Here is a 16,944-nt window from a genome sequence, read left to right as displayed (position 1 = left end):
AATCTAGTTTAAAACTTTTTCAATGTGTGCTGTGATTTTAGCTTTAGCACCACGAGATTTGACAAGGGTTTTACCACAAATAATACATTTTACATCAGATGCTGCACGGTCGAATATTACTTGTTCATTGTCACAATCTAAACATTTAACTTTTAAAAAGTTTCCTCTACCTTTACTAACCATGTTAATCACCTATTTAGATACAAATTCAGGTTTACCTGTTCTGAAAGATTGTTTAATGTGAGATTTTCCACATTCTTTACATTTGAGTCTTAAATCTAATTTCTTAACTGGTTTGTTTCCAGCAGGTAAAGGCCTTGGGTAACCTCTATAACCAGCAGTTACACGTCTGAATTGTCTTTGTCCCCAGGTTAATTCACTAGCTTTTCTTTTTTTAGCAGTGTGTACTTCGTGAATTGTGTGTCTTTTACAGTGAGGACAGTATGTTCTTTTTTCTTTTGGTATTTTCATATTTTTCACCGTAATTAATAAGTCATTGTAAATCTATCTATGAATTTATCTAAACTCGATTTATATCATAAAAAACGTAGAGATTCAAACTGCCTTGTAACGCATCAAGTCTACACACAGCAAAAATCCAAATTATATAAAATATAATTTTTTATTATCACAAATAGATACGATTAGTATATCTATAAATCAAGTTATTTAAATGTAATGGAAAATGAGTTAAATTTTTACTTGACGACCTTTTCTATTTTTGAAAAATACTTTCGCATTTATTAACGGCAAAGTCACAAGATCCTGTGGTCTGAACGGACCGTAAACTTTCTCATCGACACCGACAATAGGGCCGATTTCATCAAACACCAACATTGTGACGAGTTCAGTATCCCTAGCCACTTTTTTAGACTCGAAATCATAAAATTCATCCTGCTCATCAAATGCATTCGGATTATCCTCTATGACTTTAGGAGGCTCTTCTTTTTGTTTTGCTTCAATAGGAGCGGCTTCGACTTTAGGTTTGTTAATTTGTTTTTCAATAGGTTGTCTCGGTTCCGGCTTAATCGGCTTGGCTTTGCTGATTTCATCCAACCTGTTTAAAACCTCATCCTCCTGTTTTTCCTCAGCAGGAGTTGGAATTAAAGTATTTTTTTGAGTTTCTTTAGGCTTGATAACCTTCTTCTCTTTTTCGTCATCATCTGACAGCTTTTCCAAGGATATGTTATGCCTATGATTTTTCAAATTGTCTATCAATGAGAAATAGAATTTTTCCTCTTCAGGAGTCAAATTCAAAGGAGTGGTATCAACCAAATCAAACTGAGGCTTGCCTGTGAATAAATGATAAGACCTATGGATATTTACAACGGCGGCATCAGTTATCTTATGTTCACGTCTTTCACAGATTTCTGTAGCGATAATCTGAGCTTCCTTAAGCATGCCATGAACATTTGAAAATGGATCTCTAATTGCTTCTTGCCTTAGCTCATCTAAATATACATGAATGCGGGTGTAAAAATCTTCTTCTACACGAGCTAAAGTTGCGTTATTACGTTCTTTTTTTTGAATTTTTCGCAATTCCTGATAAAATTGATCCACTGATTACCATCTCTAAAATTGTCTTTTAAAAATAAAAAAAGGATAAAACAAATGAAAAACTATTCATCTGTTTCTAATCTAGGAGCAAGCAAGAAACTGAGTTTACCGTCACCGGTTACCATATTAAGAGTTAAACTCAATGGCATGTCAGTACCTAAACTAATTTCAGCTTCCTCTGAAAATTTATCTGCTTTAAGCATTTCTCTAATCTTATCCAATGAGAATAAAGATTTTGCATGTTCTTGAATATTTTCACCGTGAAGATATTTGATGCTTGCATCACCGAATTCACCGTCAGCGGATGCGATAAAGTAATCTTCATCAACTTGTAAAGCGATTTTGTCTGAGAAAATATCAATATCGTTAATACAATCTTTTAAGATTGAGAAACGTACTTTGAAGTTAGTTGGATGATCAATTTGAGGTGGAACTGGGTTATCATATTCCATATCAATTAATCTTATTTTGAAAGTTCTTGTAGCATCGCCTTCAAAGGTAATGATGAAATTACCCTCATCTACAGACATTAAAACTCTATCCTGTGATTTAGCTCTTTTAAGAACTCTCATAAATTCATCAGTATCAATATTAATTTTTTCAGGAACATCACAAATATATTCATCAAATAAACTAGATTTAAGTTCTAAATGAACGAAAGTTATGTGACTACGGTCTAAGGCATCTAATCTCATGCCTTCACTATCAGTTTGAATCTGTACTTCATCCACAATTGATGAAATAGCGTCAAAACTGGTTTTTAGTATACTAGAATCACTTAATTCTGCTTTAAACATAAATAATCCTCTTATTAATAATGTAATTATATTTGTTTTTTATATATTATAAGTTTATCTTTTTATCATTTGCATGCATTTTTCATGCTTGAGACATATTCTTTTAAAGCAGCATTGGCGTCTTCACCATGTTCTTCAATGATTTTTACAATAGCACTGCCAACAATGATCCCATCAGCAATTTTAGAGATTTCTGCAGCTTGTTCAGGAGTATTGATACCAAAACCAACAGCCAATGGCAAATCAGTCACTTCCCGAATGTCTGACAGTATTGATTTTAAATCTGTTTTGATTTCGGAACGCATTCCAGTGACTCCAAGTGAAGATACAACATATATGAATCCTGTGGCTTCACTAGCTATCATTTTAATTCTTTCACTGGAAGTCGGAGCGATTAAAGAAATCACATCAACATCATTTGAAAGAGCAATATCGGCAATTTCACCCTTTTCCTCATAAGGCAAATCAGGAGATATGATTCCGTCTATTCCCAGTTCCGCACATCTCTTGAAAAACTTTTCATAGCCATAAAAGAAAACCGGGTTGATATATGTTAAAAACACTAATGGAATGTCAGTCTTTTCACGAACTCTTGCCACAATATCAAATACATCATCAGTTGTGGTATTGTGTTTTAAAGCCCTTACATTTGCATCCTGAATTACAACACCTTCAGCCATCGGATCTGAAAATGGAATTCCAATTTCAATCAAGTCGCAACCTGCCTCTTCCATAGCCAAAATATATTCAACAGTCTTGTCGATTGTAGGGTCTCCTGCAGTTAAAAATCCAATGAACGCAGTTCCATCTTTAAATGCATTAGCAATCTTACTCATTTAAATCAACTCCCCTATATTCCGCAATTGATCTGACATCCTTATCACCTCTTCCAGAAAGGCATATCATTATGATTTCATCCTTATTCATTTTTGGAGCCAATTTCATTGCATATGCAACAGCGTGAGCACTTTCGATAGCGGGGATAATTCCTTCCATTTTTGACAGGTATTCGAATGCTTCCACCGCTTCCTCATCGGTTACCGGAACGTATTCTGCTCTGCCGATATCTCTTAAATGTGCATGTTCAGGCCCTACACCAGGATAGTCAAGACCCGCTGAAACAGAATACACCGGTGCAATCTGACCATATTCTCCCTGGCTGAAAATTGATTTCATCCCGTGGAATATTCCAATTTGCCCATTAGTTAAAGCTGCCGCATTATATGGTGTATCTATGCCTTTTCCACCAGCTTCACAACCGATTAATTTAACCTCTTCATCATCAATAAAGTTGTAAAAGGCACCCATTGCATTACTTCCTCCACCGACACATGCAATGACAGCATTAGGAAGCTTGCCTTCCTTATCTAAAAATTGTTGACGAGCTTCTTCACTGATAACTGCTTGAAAATCACGGACAATCATTGGAAATGGATGAGGCCCCATAGTAGAACCAATCACATAATTTGTATCATGAACACGGGCAATCCAATCCCTGAATGCATCATTTACAGCGTCCTTTAATGTTTTTGTACCTGATTTGACTGAATGTACTTTAGCTCCCAACAGTTCCATTCTGTAGACATTTAAGGCTTGTCTTTTTGTATCCACTTCACCCATGAACACTTCACATTCCATATCCAAAAGAGCTGCTGCAGTAGCAGTAGCCACTCCGTGTTGACCGGCACCGGTTTCAGCAATCACCCTTGTTTTGCCCATTTTTTTAGCCAGCAAAACCTGGCCCAAAACATTGTTAATCTTGTGAGCGCCTGTGTGGTTCAAATCTTCACGCTTCAAATAAATCTTGGCCCCTCCAAGATCTTCTGTCATCCTTTCAGCATAATATAATAAAGAGGGCCTTCCAGCATATTCCCTTAATAACGTATTAAGCTCCTCTACAAATTCCGGGTCATTCATATAATGACAATATTGCTCTTCCAGATAGAGCAACTCATTCATTAATGTTTCAGATATGTATTGACCACCATATTCACCATATCTTCCTCTACTCAATTTATAACCTCCATCAATTCCCTAATTTTATTTTCATCTTTAAATCCATCAGTTTCAAGGCTAGAACTTAAATCTATAGCATAAGGATTAAATTCTTCAATGGCTTCTTCAACATTTGATATATCCAATCCGCCAGCCAAGAAAAATTCTTTCTTTAAATTTTTTCTAATCAAACGCCAGTCAAAGGTTTTTCCACTACCTTTACCACTATCCAAAAGCAAATAATCAGCTTGAGAATTTTCATAATCGTTCAAATCAGTATCCTCTGACATTTCAATAGCTTTGATGACTTTTAATTCACCATTAGTCTTTTCTTTTAATTGGTTAATATAATCTTCATCTTCAATGCCGTGAAGTTGAGCTGCCTCAATAATTCCATCACCATAGATTTTTAATATTTCCTCCTGAGGAGCATCAACAAAAACTCCAACAGAAATAATATCTGAGCTCAAATCATTTTTCAATTTGCAAGCTAAATCATGAGAAACTTTTCTTTTACTATCTGCGAATACAAAACCTATATAATCTGGTTTATATTTGTTTACTATTTCTATATCTTCCAATCTTTTAAGTCCGCAGATTTTAACTTTAACCATTTTTCAACTCCAAAATCATAGCTTTCTTATCATCGCTTTTCATTAAAGTTTCCCCTATTAAAACAGCATCAACATTATTTTCTTTTAATCTGGCAACATCTTCTTTTGTTTTAATGCCACTTTCAGAAATAAATATCACATCTTCACCGACACATCTACGTAAGTTGATACTATTTTCAATATCCACAGTGAAATCATTTAAATTCCTATTGTTAACACCTATGATTTCAGCACCCACAGTCATGGCGCGCATTATTTCATCACCATCATGAGTCTCGACAATAGCTGACAGGCCCAAATCATGAGCCAAGTCCAAATATCTTTTTAATTGAACGATGTCCAATATTGAAACTATCAACAAAACAGCTGAAGCGCCAAGCAGCTTTGCTTCCCAAATCATATACTCATCAATTACAAAATCTTTTCTCAAAACTGGAATATCAACGGCTTCGGCAATTTCTCTTAAGTAATCATCACCACCCATGAAGAAATACGGTTCGGTTAAAACTGAAATCGCACTAGCGCCGGCCTCTTCATATTCTTTTGCAATCTTTAAATAATCAAAATCTTCAGCAATTAATCCTTTTGAAGGAGAGGCTTTCTTAACTTCTGCAATTATTGCAATATCATCTCCACTTAAAGCCTTCTTAAATGGAAAATCCTCGGATATTTCCAATTGAGAAACTTGCCTTTTAAGTTCTTCTAAAGGAATTATTTTCTTTGCCTGTTCGACTCTTTCCTTTGTTTTTTCAACAATCTCATCCAACATAATAATCAGCTATTTGTAAATTCAATAAATCTTTCAAGTTGTTCTAATGCTTTCCCGGAATCAATTATTTCTGCTGCCATTTCAACACCTTCCCTTAAGGATTCGGCTTTGCCGGCAACATATAAACCTGCAGCAGAATTTAGTAAGACCGCATTTCTTTTTGGCCCTTTTTCACCATTAAGTATTGATAAGGTGATTTCTGCATTTTCTTGAGCATCACCACCAACAAGATCCTCTTTTGAAACAAGTTCCATGCCAAAGTATTCCGGTGAAATTTCATAGGACATTGTTTTACCATCTTTCAATTCACATACAAAAGTTTTGTCACTTGCTGAAATTTCATCCATCCCATCCAATCCATAAACTGACACGGCAGATGCAACTCCTAAATTTTTCAATACATCCATTAACGGCTCAACAAGTTCCTTTTCATAAACACCTAAAACCTGCATTGTAGCACCGGCAGGATTAGTTAATGGCCCCAATATATTGAAAATTGTCCTAATTGAAAGTTCCTTACGAACATTAGCCACATATTTCATTGATAAATGATAATTTTGAGCAAATAAGAAACATAAATTAATTTCATCCAAGCATTTAAGGCTTTTTTCAGGTTCAATATGAATATTAACACCTAATGCTTCCAATACATCTGCCGCACCGCATTTGCTAGAGGCAGACCTGTTTCCATGCTTTGCAACAGGAACACCGGCTGCAGAAATGACAATGGAAGAAGTTGTTGATATGTTAAATGTATTTGACCCGTCACCACCAGTTCCTACAATCTCTAAAACTTCCTTATCATTCAATAGCCTTACGCAATGAGCCCTCATAGCTTCAGCGGACGCAGTAATCTCATCTATGGTTTCGCCTTTCATGGACATTGCTGTCAAGTAAGCACTCATCTGAACTTCACTGGCTTCACCACTCATGATTTCATCCATTGTTTGGTAAGCTTCATCATAGGTTAAATCTTCATGTTTATATACTTTTAAAATTGCTTCTTTAATCATATAATCCCTCTTTCAACTTTTTGTGTAAAATTCTTTAAAATTGTTAATCCATCAGGAGTCAATATTGATTCTGGGTGAAATTGAAGTCCATAAACATTGAAATCCTTATGTTTCACAGCCATTACTTCACCATCATCCTTAGCCTTTGAAATAATTTCCAGACAATCAGGAAGAGTATCTTCAACCAAACTCAATGAATGATACCTTCCAACGCTTATTTCACTCGGCAATTCTTTAAAAATGTAATCATAATCCAAAGATATTTTTGAGGATTTGCCATGCATAAGTCTTTTTGCATGAGAAATTTTTCCTCCGAATGCTGCGCATATCGCTTGATGGCCTAAACAAACCCCTAAAATTGGTATCTTATCATGAAATTCTTTTACAATATCAATGCAGATTCCGGCATTTTCTGGCTTTCCGGGACCCGGAGATAAAATGATGCATTCGGGATTTAAATCATTTATTTCTTCAACAGTGAGTTTATCGTTTCTTGAAACCTTTATATCGGGATTGATTTGGCCAACCAATTGAAACAAATTATATGAAAAACTATCGTAATTGTCTATTAAAAGAATCATTCTATCCCTCCATCGGCAATTTTCAATGCATTTATAACTGCAGCCGCCTTATTTAAACACTCTTCAAACTCTTTTTCAGGCACACTATCGGCAACAATGCCCGCTCCGGAACGGATGAACACTTTGTTATTTCTAGAAAATGCAATTCTGATTGAAATGCATGTATCAATATTTCCGCTTAAATCGACATATCCGATGGCTCCTCCGTAAATCCCCCTTTTATTATTTTCAAGTTCATTTATAATTTCACATGCCCTTATTTTTGGAGCTCCGGACAATGTTCCTGCCGGCAAAATAGAATCAATGGCAGAAAGGGAATCCAAATCTTTTCTTAAATTTCCTGTAACGGTGGAACCAATATGCATTACATGTGAGAATCGTTCAATGGACAGGTATTTATCAACCTTAACGGAACCTATTTCTGCAATTCTTCCAATGTCATTGCGCCCCAAGTCAACCAGCATATTATGTTCCGCCAGTTCTTTTTCATCGGCCAACAGTTCCTTTTCAAGCTGCAAGTCCTCCTGTTCAGTTTTTCCACGAGGTCTTGTTCCGGCTAAGGGGAATGTATAAAGTTTATTATCATTCAATTTAACTAACGTTTCGGGGGATGCACCGGCTATTTCTATATCATTGCTTGAGAAATAAAACATGTATGGGGAAGGATTTGTTGTTCTTAAAACCCTATATGTGTCAAATAAGCTGCCTGTAATTTCAGCTTCAATTCTATTGGATAAGACAACTTGGAAAATATCTCCTTCACGAATATAATGCTTTGCCTTATCTACCATTTCGCAGTATTTTTCTCGTGAAAATGCAGGTTTAAAGTCAGATTTTAGATTTAACGGTTTAGTTTCTATCTTTTTACCGTTTTTAATCAAATCTGCAATTTCAAGTAGTTCGCTGCATGCCATTTTATAGTTTTTTTCCAAATCATCGGTTTTCATATTGACAATGATAACAATCTTCTGCTTGAAATTGTCAAAAGCAATAACTTTGTCAAATAGCATTAAATCAATGTCTTTAAACTGATCTTGGTTTTCCGCATCCAAATTCAATGAAGGTTCGGAATATTTTATATAGTCATATGCAAAATATCCCACGAAGCCTCCATTGAAAGGTGGTAAATGATTTAGTTTTGGAGATTTATTCCTTTTAACCAAATCTTTGATTACATCACCAGGATTATCTGTATTCATGGTGATTGTATCATCATTTAATTCATTGAAATCCTTATCGCCTTTAATGGTGACAACCCCATTTTGGCAGGTGAATTCCAATAAAGGATCATATCCTAAAAAAGTGTATCTTCCCCATTTTTGCGCATCCTCAACACTTTCCAGCATGTATGTATGGTCACTTATGCCCTTTAAAATTTTTAAAACCTCAATAGGAGTTGCAATATCTGAAAATAATTCATAAGATATTGGAATCCTCTTATATTCCTTATTTTTCGCAATTTCTTTTATCTCATCTAAATTTGGGGAAAACATTATATCACTCAATATTTCTTCACATATAATAGTTAGTATAATGTACTATTTAAAACCTTGTTGTAACAAAATGTACATTATAAAATTAATCCAAAAAAATTTAATTCATTTTGTCCTGTTGTTGACTGAATTGAATTACGATTTTTTTAATTTCCCTACTCTCCAAATAAGGGAGTTTTTCTGCGATTTCCTTTTCCAAATCACTGTTTAACTGAAGTCTTTTTTGGGCATACTCTTCCCCTTCAAAATCCCTGCGATATTGCTTATTCAGATTGGAGTATTTTGTAATCAAAGGTTGAAGAATTGAACCAATATCCTTATCCAACTGGTCATTTTTGATTTTCTGCTTTCTGATTTCAATGACAAAACCTACAACAGCTACGAAAAATCCTAAAACGGTTATGGTTAATGCTGGAACAAAAAACCTTTCATTATTTACAAACATCACAGTGACAAATATTCCAACAAAAATTAAAAGAATGCCTATTTTTCTTAAATCCATGTTTACTTATCTAAACTTATTATTATTTAATCTTATTCAATTCACCAATAAGGGCTACGGTTAGAACAATTCCAGAAATAATTGCCAAAATAGAAATTACGATCATTATAAAATCATTCGTAAATAAGATATTGCCTTTATCCAAAATCACAATTACTTCAGCGAACAGATTATTCAGGAAATGAGCGAATATCGGAACCAAGATATTCTCAGTTTTAATATAGAAAATAGCCATGCAAATTGCAAAAACAAATGCAGACATTATGCTTCCATAAGGATGCAAAGAAGCGAATAGCAATGAAGAAATCAATATTGCAAAAGTTGTAGGAACAATAACTTTTAACTTGTTAATCAAAACTCCCCTGAAAATCAATTCTTCACAAACCGGCGAAACAAAAACAGTGGCAATGAAACCGCCAATCAGAATCAAGGAATTATTTGCATTACCTGAAAAAATTTGAAGATTAAATAAATTATTTATTTCAGGACATACTGCCAAAAGATAATTAGATAAGTATAATAATCCATAAGAAAGAAAAATATTCAATAAAACAATCAATAAAATATGTTTTAAAATGCCAATACGGAAAATATCGGCAAAATCTTCTTTAAAACATGTGAAATTATCTCTTAATTTATAAAAAAAATAAAATATTATAAAAAGATAAATCCAAATAGAATTAATATGAACAATGTTTAATGAATTAAAAATAAACTGAATTATAAATAAAATAATAATTAAAACCAATACCTCATTTAAAGGAATATTTTTAATTTTTTCATTAAATAACGACATATCTATCAAGAAAAAAATTCATTAAAAAAAATTAGATAACATTGACTAAATAATCAATTGCAAATTTGACAAATTAACAGCAGCACAAATTAACAGCATTCAATCATCATCACTAAAGATGAAAACATCTTCAATAGCATCTTTACCTAATATATTAGTTATATGATAGGCCAATAATAAGGAAGGGTTATAGCGAGCGTTTTCTAAAGCATTTATTGTTTGACGAGTAACACCAACCAAATCGGCAAGCTGTTGTTGAGTAATGCCTTTTTCTTGGCGAAACTGTCTTATTTTAGTTTCCAATTAATCACCTATTATCAGTCAATAATAGCCAATTATACTCTTTAAATCTACCCTATATAAATGTTTCCAAAAAATCTTAAAATATTAATAATGAAAAATCAAAATATTATAATATTGTCAAATAATTATGTGAGTTGATATGAAATGGCTATACACCCTATTGAATTTAGATATGGGACTCCAGAAATGAAAAATATCTGGGAAGAGGAAAATAAATTACAAAGAATGTTAGATGTTGAGTCTGCATTAGCTCAAGCTGAAGGAAAACTTGGTATAATCCCGCAGGAAGTTGCTGACGAAATTGCAGCAAAAGCTAATACAAAATATGTTAAATTAGAAAGAATGAAAGAAATTGAAGCAGAAACCAACCACGATATTGCAGCTTTATCAAAATCCATTACTGAAGTTTGTGAAAATGGTGCGGGCGAGTATGTGCACTTCGGAGCAACATCTAATGATATTGTAGACAGTTCAAATTCATTACTAATTAAAGATTCAATAACTGTACTAAAGGAAAAATTAGAAAGATTGACAAAAATAATGCTTAATTTAGCTAGTGAAAACAAAATGAAAGTATGTATCGGACGTACACATGGACAACATGCCCTTCCAACAACCTATGGAATGAAATTCGGACTATGGGCAGATGAACTCCACAGACAATATGAAAGATTAGAACATGCAGAATCTAATGTTTGTATTGGAATGATGGATGGGGCCGTAGGTACTACCGCAGCATTAGGCGAACAGGGATGGGAAATCCACAAAACCGTTGCAGAAATTTTAGGATTGCCTGCCGCCACAATTACAAATCAAGTAGTTCAAAGAGACAACCATGTGGAATTTATTAGTGTTTTAGCCAATATTGCAAGTACATTAGATAAGATTGCACTAGAAATCAGAAGCTTGCAAAGAACTGAAATCATGGAAGTGGGAGAGTACTTCGATCCTGAAAAACAAGTGGGAAGCAGTACAATGCCTCATAAAATGAATCCTATTACAGCTGAAAGGATTTGTGGTGTTGCAAGAATTGTTAAATCATTTGTAAATGCTGCATTGGACAACAACCCTCTTTGGCATGAAAGAGACTTGACCAATTCATCCTGTGAAAGGATAATGTTTCCGGAAAGCTGTATTCTAACCGACTACATCTTAAACTTAACAATTAAATTGATGAATAACTTAGTATTTTATGATGAAAACATCGAAAGAAACTTAAACTTGACCAATGGTTTAATCATGGCTGAAAGATTGATGGCAGAACTTACCCGTGCAGGAATGGGAAAACAGACCGCGTACGGAATTGTGAGAAAAAATGCTATTAAAGCCAATAAAGAAAAATTATTGCTTGGTGAACTGATTTTAGAAGATGAGGAAGTCAAAAAATACTTAACCAAAGAAGACGTCGATAAACTCATGGACCCTCACACATATATCGGATCCATACCAACAATTATTGACGAATTGCTTGAAAAATCAGAAAGCTGGTTTTAAAATTAAAAAAATAATTAATTGATTTAAATCAATTAATTTTTACTTCTTTTTATTTCAGGAACATATCTCTTAAGCATTAATGAAAGAGTTATGACCGTTACCGAACTCATTGCCATGGCCAAACCTGCAAGTGCCGGTTTGAAGGTTATGCCAAAAGTAGGATATAATACACCTGCTGCAACTGGGATTAATATGGAGTTATATGCAAATGCCCAGAAAATGTTTTCCTTGATTCTGCGCATTACTTTTTTAGAAAACTGCACGGCAGCTACAACATTTTCCAAGTCCCCTTCCATAACGACAATGTCACCACTTTCCATAGCAATATCAGTACCGTTTCCCATTGCCACACCTATGTCTGCCTGAGTAAGTGCTGGAGCATCGTTAATACCATCTCCAACAAATAGCACCTTTTTAGTATGTCCCGCTTGAGCTTCCTTCACAATGTCCAATTTGTTTTCTGGAAGAACACCTGCTTTTACATTATCAATTCCAACTTCACGGGCAACATTCAATGCGGTAGATTCATTGTCCCCAGTCAGCATATAAGTTTCAACACCCATTTTATGCAGTTCTTCAATTGTTCTTTTGGATGTTGGCTTGATTTTGTCAGATAAACTTAAAATTCCTTTAACAGCCTTGTCTTCAGCTAAAAATATGATAGTTTTAGACAATTTTTCAAGTTCATGATATTTGTCCACCAAATCTTCTGAAACATTTACATCTTCAGATTCCATTAAAGCCAAATTACCTGCTAAAACTTCGCTGCCATTCAATTGGGCTTTTAAACCTTTACCAGTGACATTTTCAAAGTTTGAAGTAGAATCCAAATCAATGTTTAACTCTTTAGCCTTATTTACAATAGCTTTGGCTATAGGATGATTTGAATTTTGCTCAACGCTGGCTGCAAGCTTGATTAATTCATCACCGGAAACATCATATGGAATAATGTCATCCACTTCAGGCTTTCCTTCAGTTATTGTTCCGGTCTTGTCAAATGCTGCAACATCAATTTGGCCCGCATTTTCCAAAGTGTCACCGTTTTTAATCAAAATACCGTATTCGGCCGCTCTTCCTACACCAACAGTAACTGCAGTAGGGGTTGCAAGGCCTAAAGCACATGGACATGCGACCACCAAAATTGAAATCAGACATGTGAGTGAAAACAATAAAGAAGCGCCCAAAACAAAGTACCAAATCAAGAATACTACAATAGCTATTGTCAGAATTACTGGAATAAAATAGGAAACAATAGTATTTGCGAATTTCTGAACCGGAGGTCTTGAGGATTGTGCCTTTTCAACCAAACGAATAATATTGGACAATACAGTTTCTTTTCCGATTTTTTTGGCTTTAATATATAAAACGCCGTCTTGATTGATGGTTCCGGCAAATACTTCTTCTCCGTCCTTTTTGACTTTTGGAATTGGTTCACCGTTAATCATGGACTCATCAACATAAGATTCCCCTCCAATAACATCACCATCGACAGGTATTTTGTCTCCAGGCTTTACTAAAAGCAAATCATCTACAACAATATCGGCAATTGAAACTTCTTTTTGAGAAATGACTTCACCATTGCCATCAAGTTCAATTGCTGTTGCAACAGTCGGTTGAAGACCAATTAATTCACGAATTGAGTCTGAAGTTCTCTTCTTGGCTCTAGCTTCAAGATATCTTCCAATCATTAAAAAGGACGGAAGCATTACAGCAGAATCATAAAACATGAAAGTATGGTCTAAGACAATTCCAAATGTTCCAAAAATACTTGAGATATATGCAACCAATATTCCCATTGAATACATTACATCCATATTCAAGTTTTTATGCATTAATCCATTGATTCCGGCTTTTAAAATAGGTAAAGAAACATATAAAAATGGCGCAATACTTACAATTAATGACAATAGCCCCATAGATGAAATATGAAGCCCTGTTGCCTGATGTATTGAATGAGTTAATCCCATTAATGGGTCCCATCCGCTAAACATTAAAATCATTAAAATGGCTGAGAAAATTAAACCAACAATAATCCTATTGAGTTTATCTTTTAAATCCTGTTGGTAAATAGCCTCCTCATCGATTTCAGTCTGTCCTTCAACACCTAAGAGTTCAAAACCTAAAGAGGTAATCACCTCATCGATTTCATCCAATGTGACTTTGGACGAATCATATCTTATTCGTGCAGATTGTGAAGTCAAATCTGCCTTAACATCAAAAATACCGTCCAATCTAATCAGGAAATTCTCAACATTCATTGTGCATGAAGCACAGTGCATTCCTTGAATTCTTATAGTCATTTCATCAGTGTGAAGATCAAAACCCAGGTTTTTAACTAACCTTTCCATTTCTTCATATGAAATCTTTTTAGTATCAACCGTAATATGCAATTTATTTGCTGCAAGGTCCGCATCAACATCTTCTACGCCTTCAATCTTTCCAAATGTTTTATTAACACTTAAAACACATGAAGCACAGTGCATTCCTTCAATTGGCAAATCCATATGTTTATGTTTTACCATACTATCACAACCATTTCTATAATATAAAACTAAATATTGCTTTTGGATATTATAAAAGTTTAGGTTACACTAAATTAATTTGTAAAAAATGAAAAAAAGAAGTTAATAATAATTAACTTTAATGTCCTTATGAGGAATAGTTCTCCTAAATCTCTTTTTAGGATAGCCAATGATAAAAGTAGAATACATATGCTTGTCTTTATCAATATCCTGGAAAAATTCCATCAATCTGTCATGATCTATTTCGTCAGCCTTCAATATGAACAGAGAATAAAATCCTCCAAGACCCAATGAATAAGCAAGGAGTTCTAAACGAGTATTTGCTATGACTGCACTTGTCTTATCGGTTGAAAAGGTTAAAATAAGTTGTTTTCCTTCCCATAGCAATGGATGGAAATCTTTTGTAGAATTATCTCTTAAATATTCTCCAAATTCCTTAATTCTAAAAAATTCATCTTCCTGAACTTTAATGATATCATAGACAAGTTCCATGAACTCATCAAGCTTTTCATCCAAAACAACAAATTCGACATCCTGTTCGTTTTGTGCGGACGGAGAATAATAAGCTCCTTCAAATAATTTTTCGAAAGTCTCCTTATCAATCTTTTTGTTTTTAAACCAACGCATTGATCTTCTTTGTTTTAAAAATTGAAGCAAATCATCATACTCCAAGGGAAGTTCACGAGGATTATAGTCAACAATCCTGTCCTCTTTACCTTCATATGATTTTAGAGTAATTGCGCCGGATTTACATATTGCCATACAATGACCACATTCAAAACAGTTGCTGCCTGTTTCGATAGCAAAATCTTCAACAACAATATTATCACGAATGCAAACCTGCATGCATTGTTTACAAGCAGTGCACAATTCTTCATCAATGATTAATTTCATTTCACAATCTTTCCATCTTGCATAACTTTCAAAACATTACCATTATCGCTTAAAATAGAAATATCCTCTAAAGGATTAGAGTTGACCAAAATCAAATCGGCAATGTAGTTTTCTTTTACCAATCCCAAGTTATTGTGTCCAATAAATTCGGCTGCTTTTACAGTTCCACTAGCTATTGCCTCATCTTCACTCATTCCAATATCTGTTAGATGGACCAATTCCTCCAAATTGTGTCCATGAGGAATGACACCACTGTCCGTTCCCATTAAGATATTAACACCCTCCTCATAAGCGACTGAAATGTTTTCCTTGTGAACTTTAACTATTTCCTTTAATTTGGCTGTTTTTTCATCAGCATAATTGTCCCATGCCGGAAACCCACTTTTGTACAAAAATTGATGAACCAAAAGTGTCGGAACCAAACTAACATTCTTTTTAACCATTTTGCATGCTGTTTTTTTATCAATGAATGTTCCATGTTCAATTGAGCTAAATCCGGCATCTATGCAATTGTTCATTCCATTCAAACTATGGCAATGAGCTGAAACTTTCATGTCATTTGCATTGGCTTCGCATACTATGGTCTTAAGTTCTTTTTTGTTAAATTGTGCAAATTCAGGTGATGTATTTGTAGTTAAAACCCCACCGCTGCACATGACTTTAATAAAATCAGCGCCGGCTCTTTTAACTTCACGGGTCTTTTTCAAAACTTCTTCTATGCCGTCGCATCTTCCTTTCGGAAAACCAGGATACATTATTTCCATATCCCATCCAGAAGGCAGAAGCAAATCAAAATGCCCACCAGTCATTACCAGCGGAGTGATTGACAAGTGTACTTTTGGAGCTATGAAAAGCCCTCTTTGTTGAGCCAATTTAAAGCTTAAATCCGCTGAACCGCAATCCCTAATTGTTGTAATGCCCGCATTGATTGTTTGTAAAGAGTGAGGAACCGCATTGTAAAAATGAATTCCCAATGGATTTGCCATATTCTCCTCCTTGTGGAAACCCTTAGCAAAAATATGTGTGTGACAATCAATGAACCCCGGAAGCAAATAGTTATCTTCCCCATCAACTACATTAACATCAGATTTAGTGCCTATTTTATCTGATGAAATTTCCTTGATCAAATTGCCTTCAATCAATACATTCTGATGAGTTTTTAAATCTTCTCCCGGGTTGATAACGTTTACATTTTCAATTAGAGTTTGCATATTAACACCTACAATATTTCAATTGTTCCGTTATCACCGTCAACTTCCACTAAAGTTCCAGTGACCAAATCTTTAGTTTCAGCAGGTGAATCAACCATCGGAATATCTGACATTATAGCGCCAGTCGCTATAATTGGTTCTGCATTAAGACAGATTATAGCTTTAGGAGCAGTATTATTCTTCATCATCTGAAAAATAACATAAGACCCGACAGTTGAACCTTTACCGCCTGGAATAAATAAAACTTTATCTTTAATGCATTCTCCTTTTAATTCATGATTAGGATCAATTATTACACCAGTATCCGGATTAACTCCCCCTAAGAAGCTAATCGGTTCAGATGAAACAATTAACTCTCCTTTTCCTTTTCCTTTTGCAATATTTCTACATTCAATCATCAAAT

The 16,944-nt window shown here is 34.4% G+C and carries 19 protein-coding genes; 1 reads left to right on the top strand and 18 read right to left on the bottom strand.

The annotated features are described in order from the left end of the window. Positions 1–3: 3 nt before the first annotated feature. The 14 genes from QZU81_RS02545 to QZU81_RS02480 form a co-directional block, all read right to left on the bottom strand. Complete coding sequence (locus QZU81_RS02545; protein ID WP_067044971.1) at positions 4–183, bottom strand: 30S ribosomal protein S27e; 180 nt, start codon at positions 181–183, stop codon at positions 4–6. 9 nt (positions 184–192) lie between these two features. After that, positions 193–471, bottom strand: a complete 279-nt coding sequence (locus QZU81_RS02540; protein ID WP_292828542.1) for a 50S ribosomal protein L44e — start codon at positions 469–471, stop codon at positions 193–195. Between the two features lie 219 nt (positions 472–690). Beyond that, positions 691–1,560: a hypothetical protein gene (locus QZU81_RS02535; protein WP_295589270.1), complete on the bottom strand. Its 870-nt coding sequence runs from the start codon at positions 1,558–1,560 to the stop codon at positions 691–693. 59 nt (positions 1,561–1,619) lie between these two features. Then, positions 1,620–2,354 carry a proliferating cell nuclear antigen (pcna) gene (pcn, locus tag QZU81_RS02530; protein ID WP_292751347.1) on the bottom strand — a complete coding sequence of 245 codons (735 nt, stop codon included), beginning with the start codon at positions 2,352–2,354 and terminating at the stop codon, positions 1,620–1,622. A gap of 65 nt (positions 2,355–2,419) precedes the next feature. Beyond that, positions 2,420–3,190 carry a tryptophan synthase subunit alpha gene (gene trpA / locus QZU81_RS02525; protein ID WP_295589268.1) on the bottom strand — a complete coding sequence of 257 codons (771 nt, stop codon included), beginning with the start codon at positions 3,188–3,190 and terminating at the stop codon, positions 2,420–2,422. Next, complete coding sequence (gene trpB, locus QZU81_RS02520) at positions 3,183–4,367, bottom strand: tryptophan synthase subunit beta (protein WP_295589266.1); 1,185 nt, start codon at positions 4,365–4,367, stop codon at positions 3,183–3,185. Before trpB ends, trpA begins: the two co-directional genes overlap by 8 nt. Beyond that, positions 4,364–4,963, bottom strand: a complete 600-nt coding sequence (locus QZU81_RS02515) for a phosphoribosylanthranilate isomerase (protein ID WP_295589265.1) — start codon at positions 4,961–4,963, stop codon at positions 4,364–4,366. Before QZU81_RS02515 ends, trpB begins: the two co-directional genes overlap by 4 nt. Beyond that, complete coding sequence (gene trpC, locus QZU81_RS02510; RefSeq protein WP_295589264.1) at positions 4,956–5,732, bottom strand: indole-3-glycerol phosphate synthase TrpC; 777 nt, start codon at positions 5,730–5,732, stop codon at positions 4,956–4,958. The genes QZU81_RS02515 and trpC overlap by 8 nt, the downstream gene beginning before the upstream one ends. Before the next feature lie 5 nt (positions 5,733–5,737). Beyond that, a complete protein-coding gene (trpD, locus tag QZU81_RS02505; RefSeq protein ID WP_295589262.1) occupies positions 5,738–6,745 on the bottom strand; it encodes an anthranilate phosphoribosyltransferase in 1,008 nt (335 codons plus the stop codon). Continuing rightward, a complete protein-coding gene (locus QZU81_RS02500; RefSeq protein WP_295589261.1) occupies positions 6,742–7,326 on the bottom strand; it encodes an aminodeoxychorismate/anthranilate synthase component II in 585 nt (194 codons plus the stop codon). Before QZU81_RS02500 ends, trpD begins: the two co-directional genes overlap by 4 nt. Further along, positions 7,323–8,819: an anthranilate synthase component I gene (trpE, locus tag QZU81_RS02495; RefSeq protein ID WP_295589260.1), complete on the bottom strand. Its 1,497-nt coding sequence runs from the start codon at positions 8,817–8,819 to the stop codon at positions 7,323–7,325. Before trpE ends, QZU81_RS02500 begins: the two co-directional genes overlap by 4 nt. Before the next feature lie 100 nt (positions 8,820–8,919). Further along, a complete protein-coding gene (locus QZU81_RS02490; protein ID WP_295589259.1) occupies positions 8,920–9,321 on the bottom strand; it encodes a hypothetical protein in 402 nt (133 codons plus the stop codon). A gap of 22 nt (positions 9,322–9,343) precedes the next feature. Next, complete coding sequence (locus tag QZU81_RS02485) at positions 9,344–9,868, bottom strand: CPBP family intramembrane glutamic endopeptidase (protein ID WP_295589258.1); 525 nt, start codon at positions 9,866–9,868, stop codon at positions 9,344–9,346. Between the two features lie 348 nt (positions 9,869–10,216). After that, positions 10,217–10,420 (bottom strand): helix-turn-helix transcriptional regulator, encoded by a 204-nt coding sequence (locus tag QZU81_RS02480; protein ID WP_292828573.1) that lies wholly within the window; start codon positions 10,418–10,420, stop codon positions 10,217–10,219. A gap of 144 nt (positions 10,421–10,564) precedes the next feature. Between QZU81_RS02480 and purB the strand changes: the two genes are divergently transcribed. Beyond that, the gene (gene purB, locus QZU81_RS02475) at positions 10,565–11,914 is read left to right on the top strand and encodes an adenylosuccinate lyase (protein ID WP_295589256.1); all 1,350 of its coding nucleotides are present in this window, start codon (positions 10,565–10,567) and stop codon (positions 11,912–11,914) included. Between the two features lie 32 nt (positions 11,915–11,946). Here the strand turns inward: purB and QZU81_RS02470 are convergent, their stop codons facing one another. From QZU81_RS02470 to QZU81_RS02455, 4 genes are all read right to left on the bottom strand, one after another. Next, on the bottom strand, positions 11,947–14,436 hold the full coding sequence (locus QZU81_RS02470; protein WP_295589255.1) for a heavy metal translocating P-type ATPase: 2,490 nt from the start codon (positions 14,434–14,436) through the stop codon (positions 11,947–11,949). Positions 14,437–14,538: 102 nt separating this feature from the next. Continuing rightward, positions 14,539–15,330 (bottom strand): nitroreductase family protein, encoded by a 792-nt coding sequence (locus QZU81_RS02465; RefSeq protein WP_295589254.1) that lies wholly within the window; start codon positions 15,328–15,330, stop codon positions 14,539–14,541. Next, positions 15,327–16,541, bottom strand: coding sequence for an amidohydrolase family protein (locus QZU81_RS02460; RefSeq protein ID WP_292852194.1), 1,215 nt, complete (start codon positions 16,539–16,541; stop codon positions 15,327–15,329). The genes QZU81_RS02465 and QZU81_RS02460 overlap by 4 nt, the downstream gene beginning before the upstream one ends. Positions 16,542–16,549: 8 nt before the next feature. Beyond that, on the bottom strand, positions 16,550–16,939 hold the full coding sequence (locus QZU81_RS02455) for a DUF126 domain-containing protein (RefSeq protein ID WP_292828588.1): 390 nt from the start codon (positions 16,937–16,939) through the stop codon (positions 16,550–16,552). Positions 16,940–16,944 lie beyond the last annotated feature (5 nt).

This window comes from uncultured Methanobrevibacter sp. (genome assembly GCF_902770715.1).
GTDB lineage: Archaea > Methanobacteriota > Methanobacteria > Methanobacteriales > Methanobacteriaceae > Methanocatella.
This window is presented reverse-complemented; position numbering and strand designations above follow the sequence as displayed.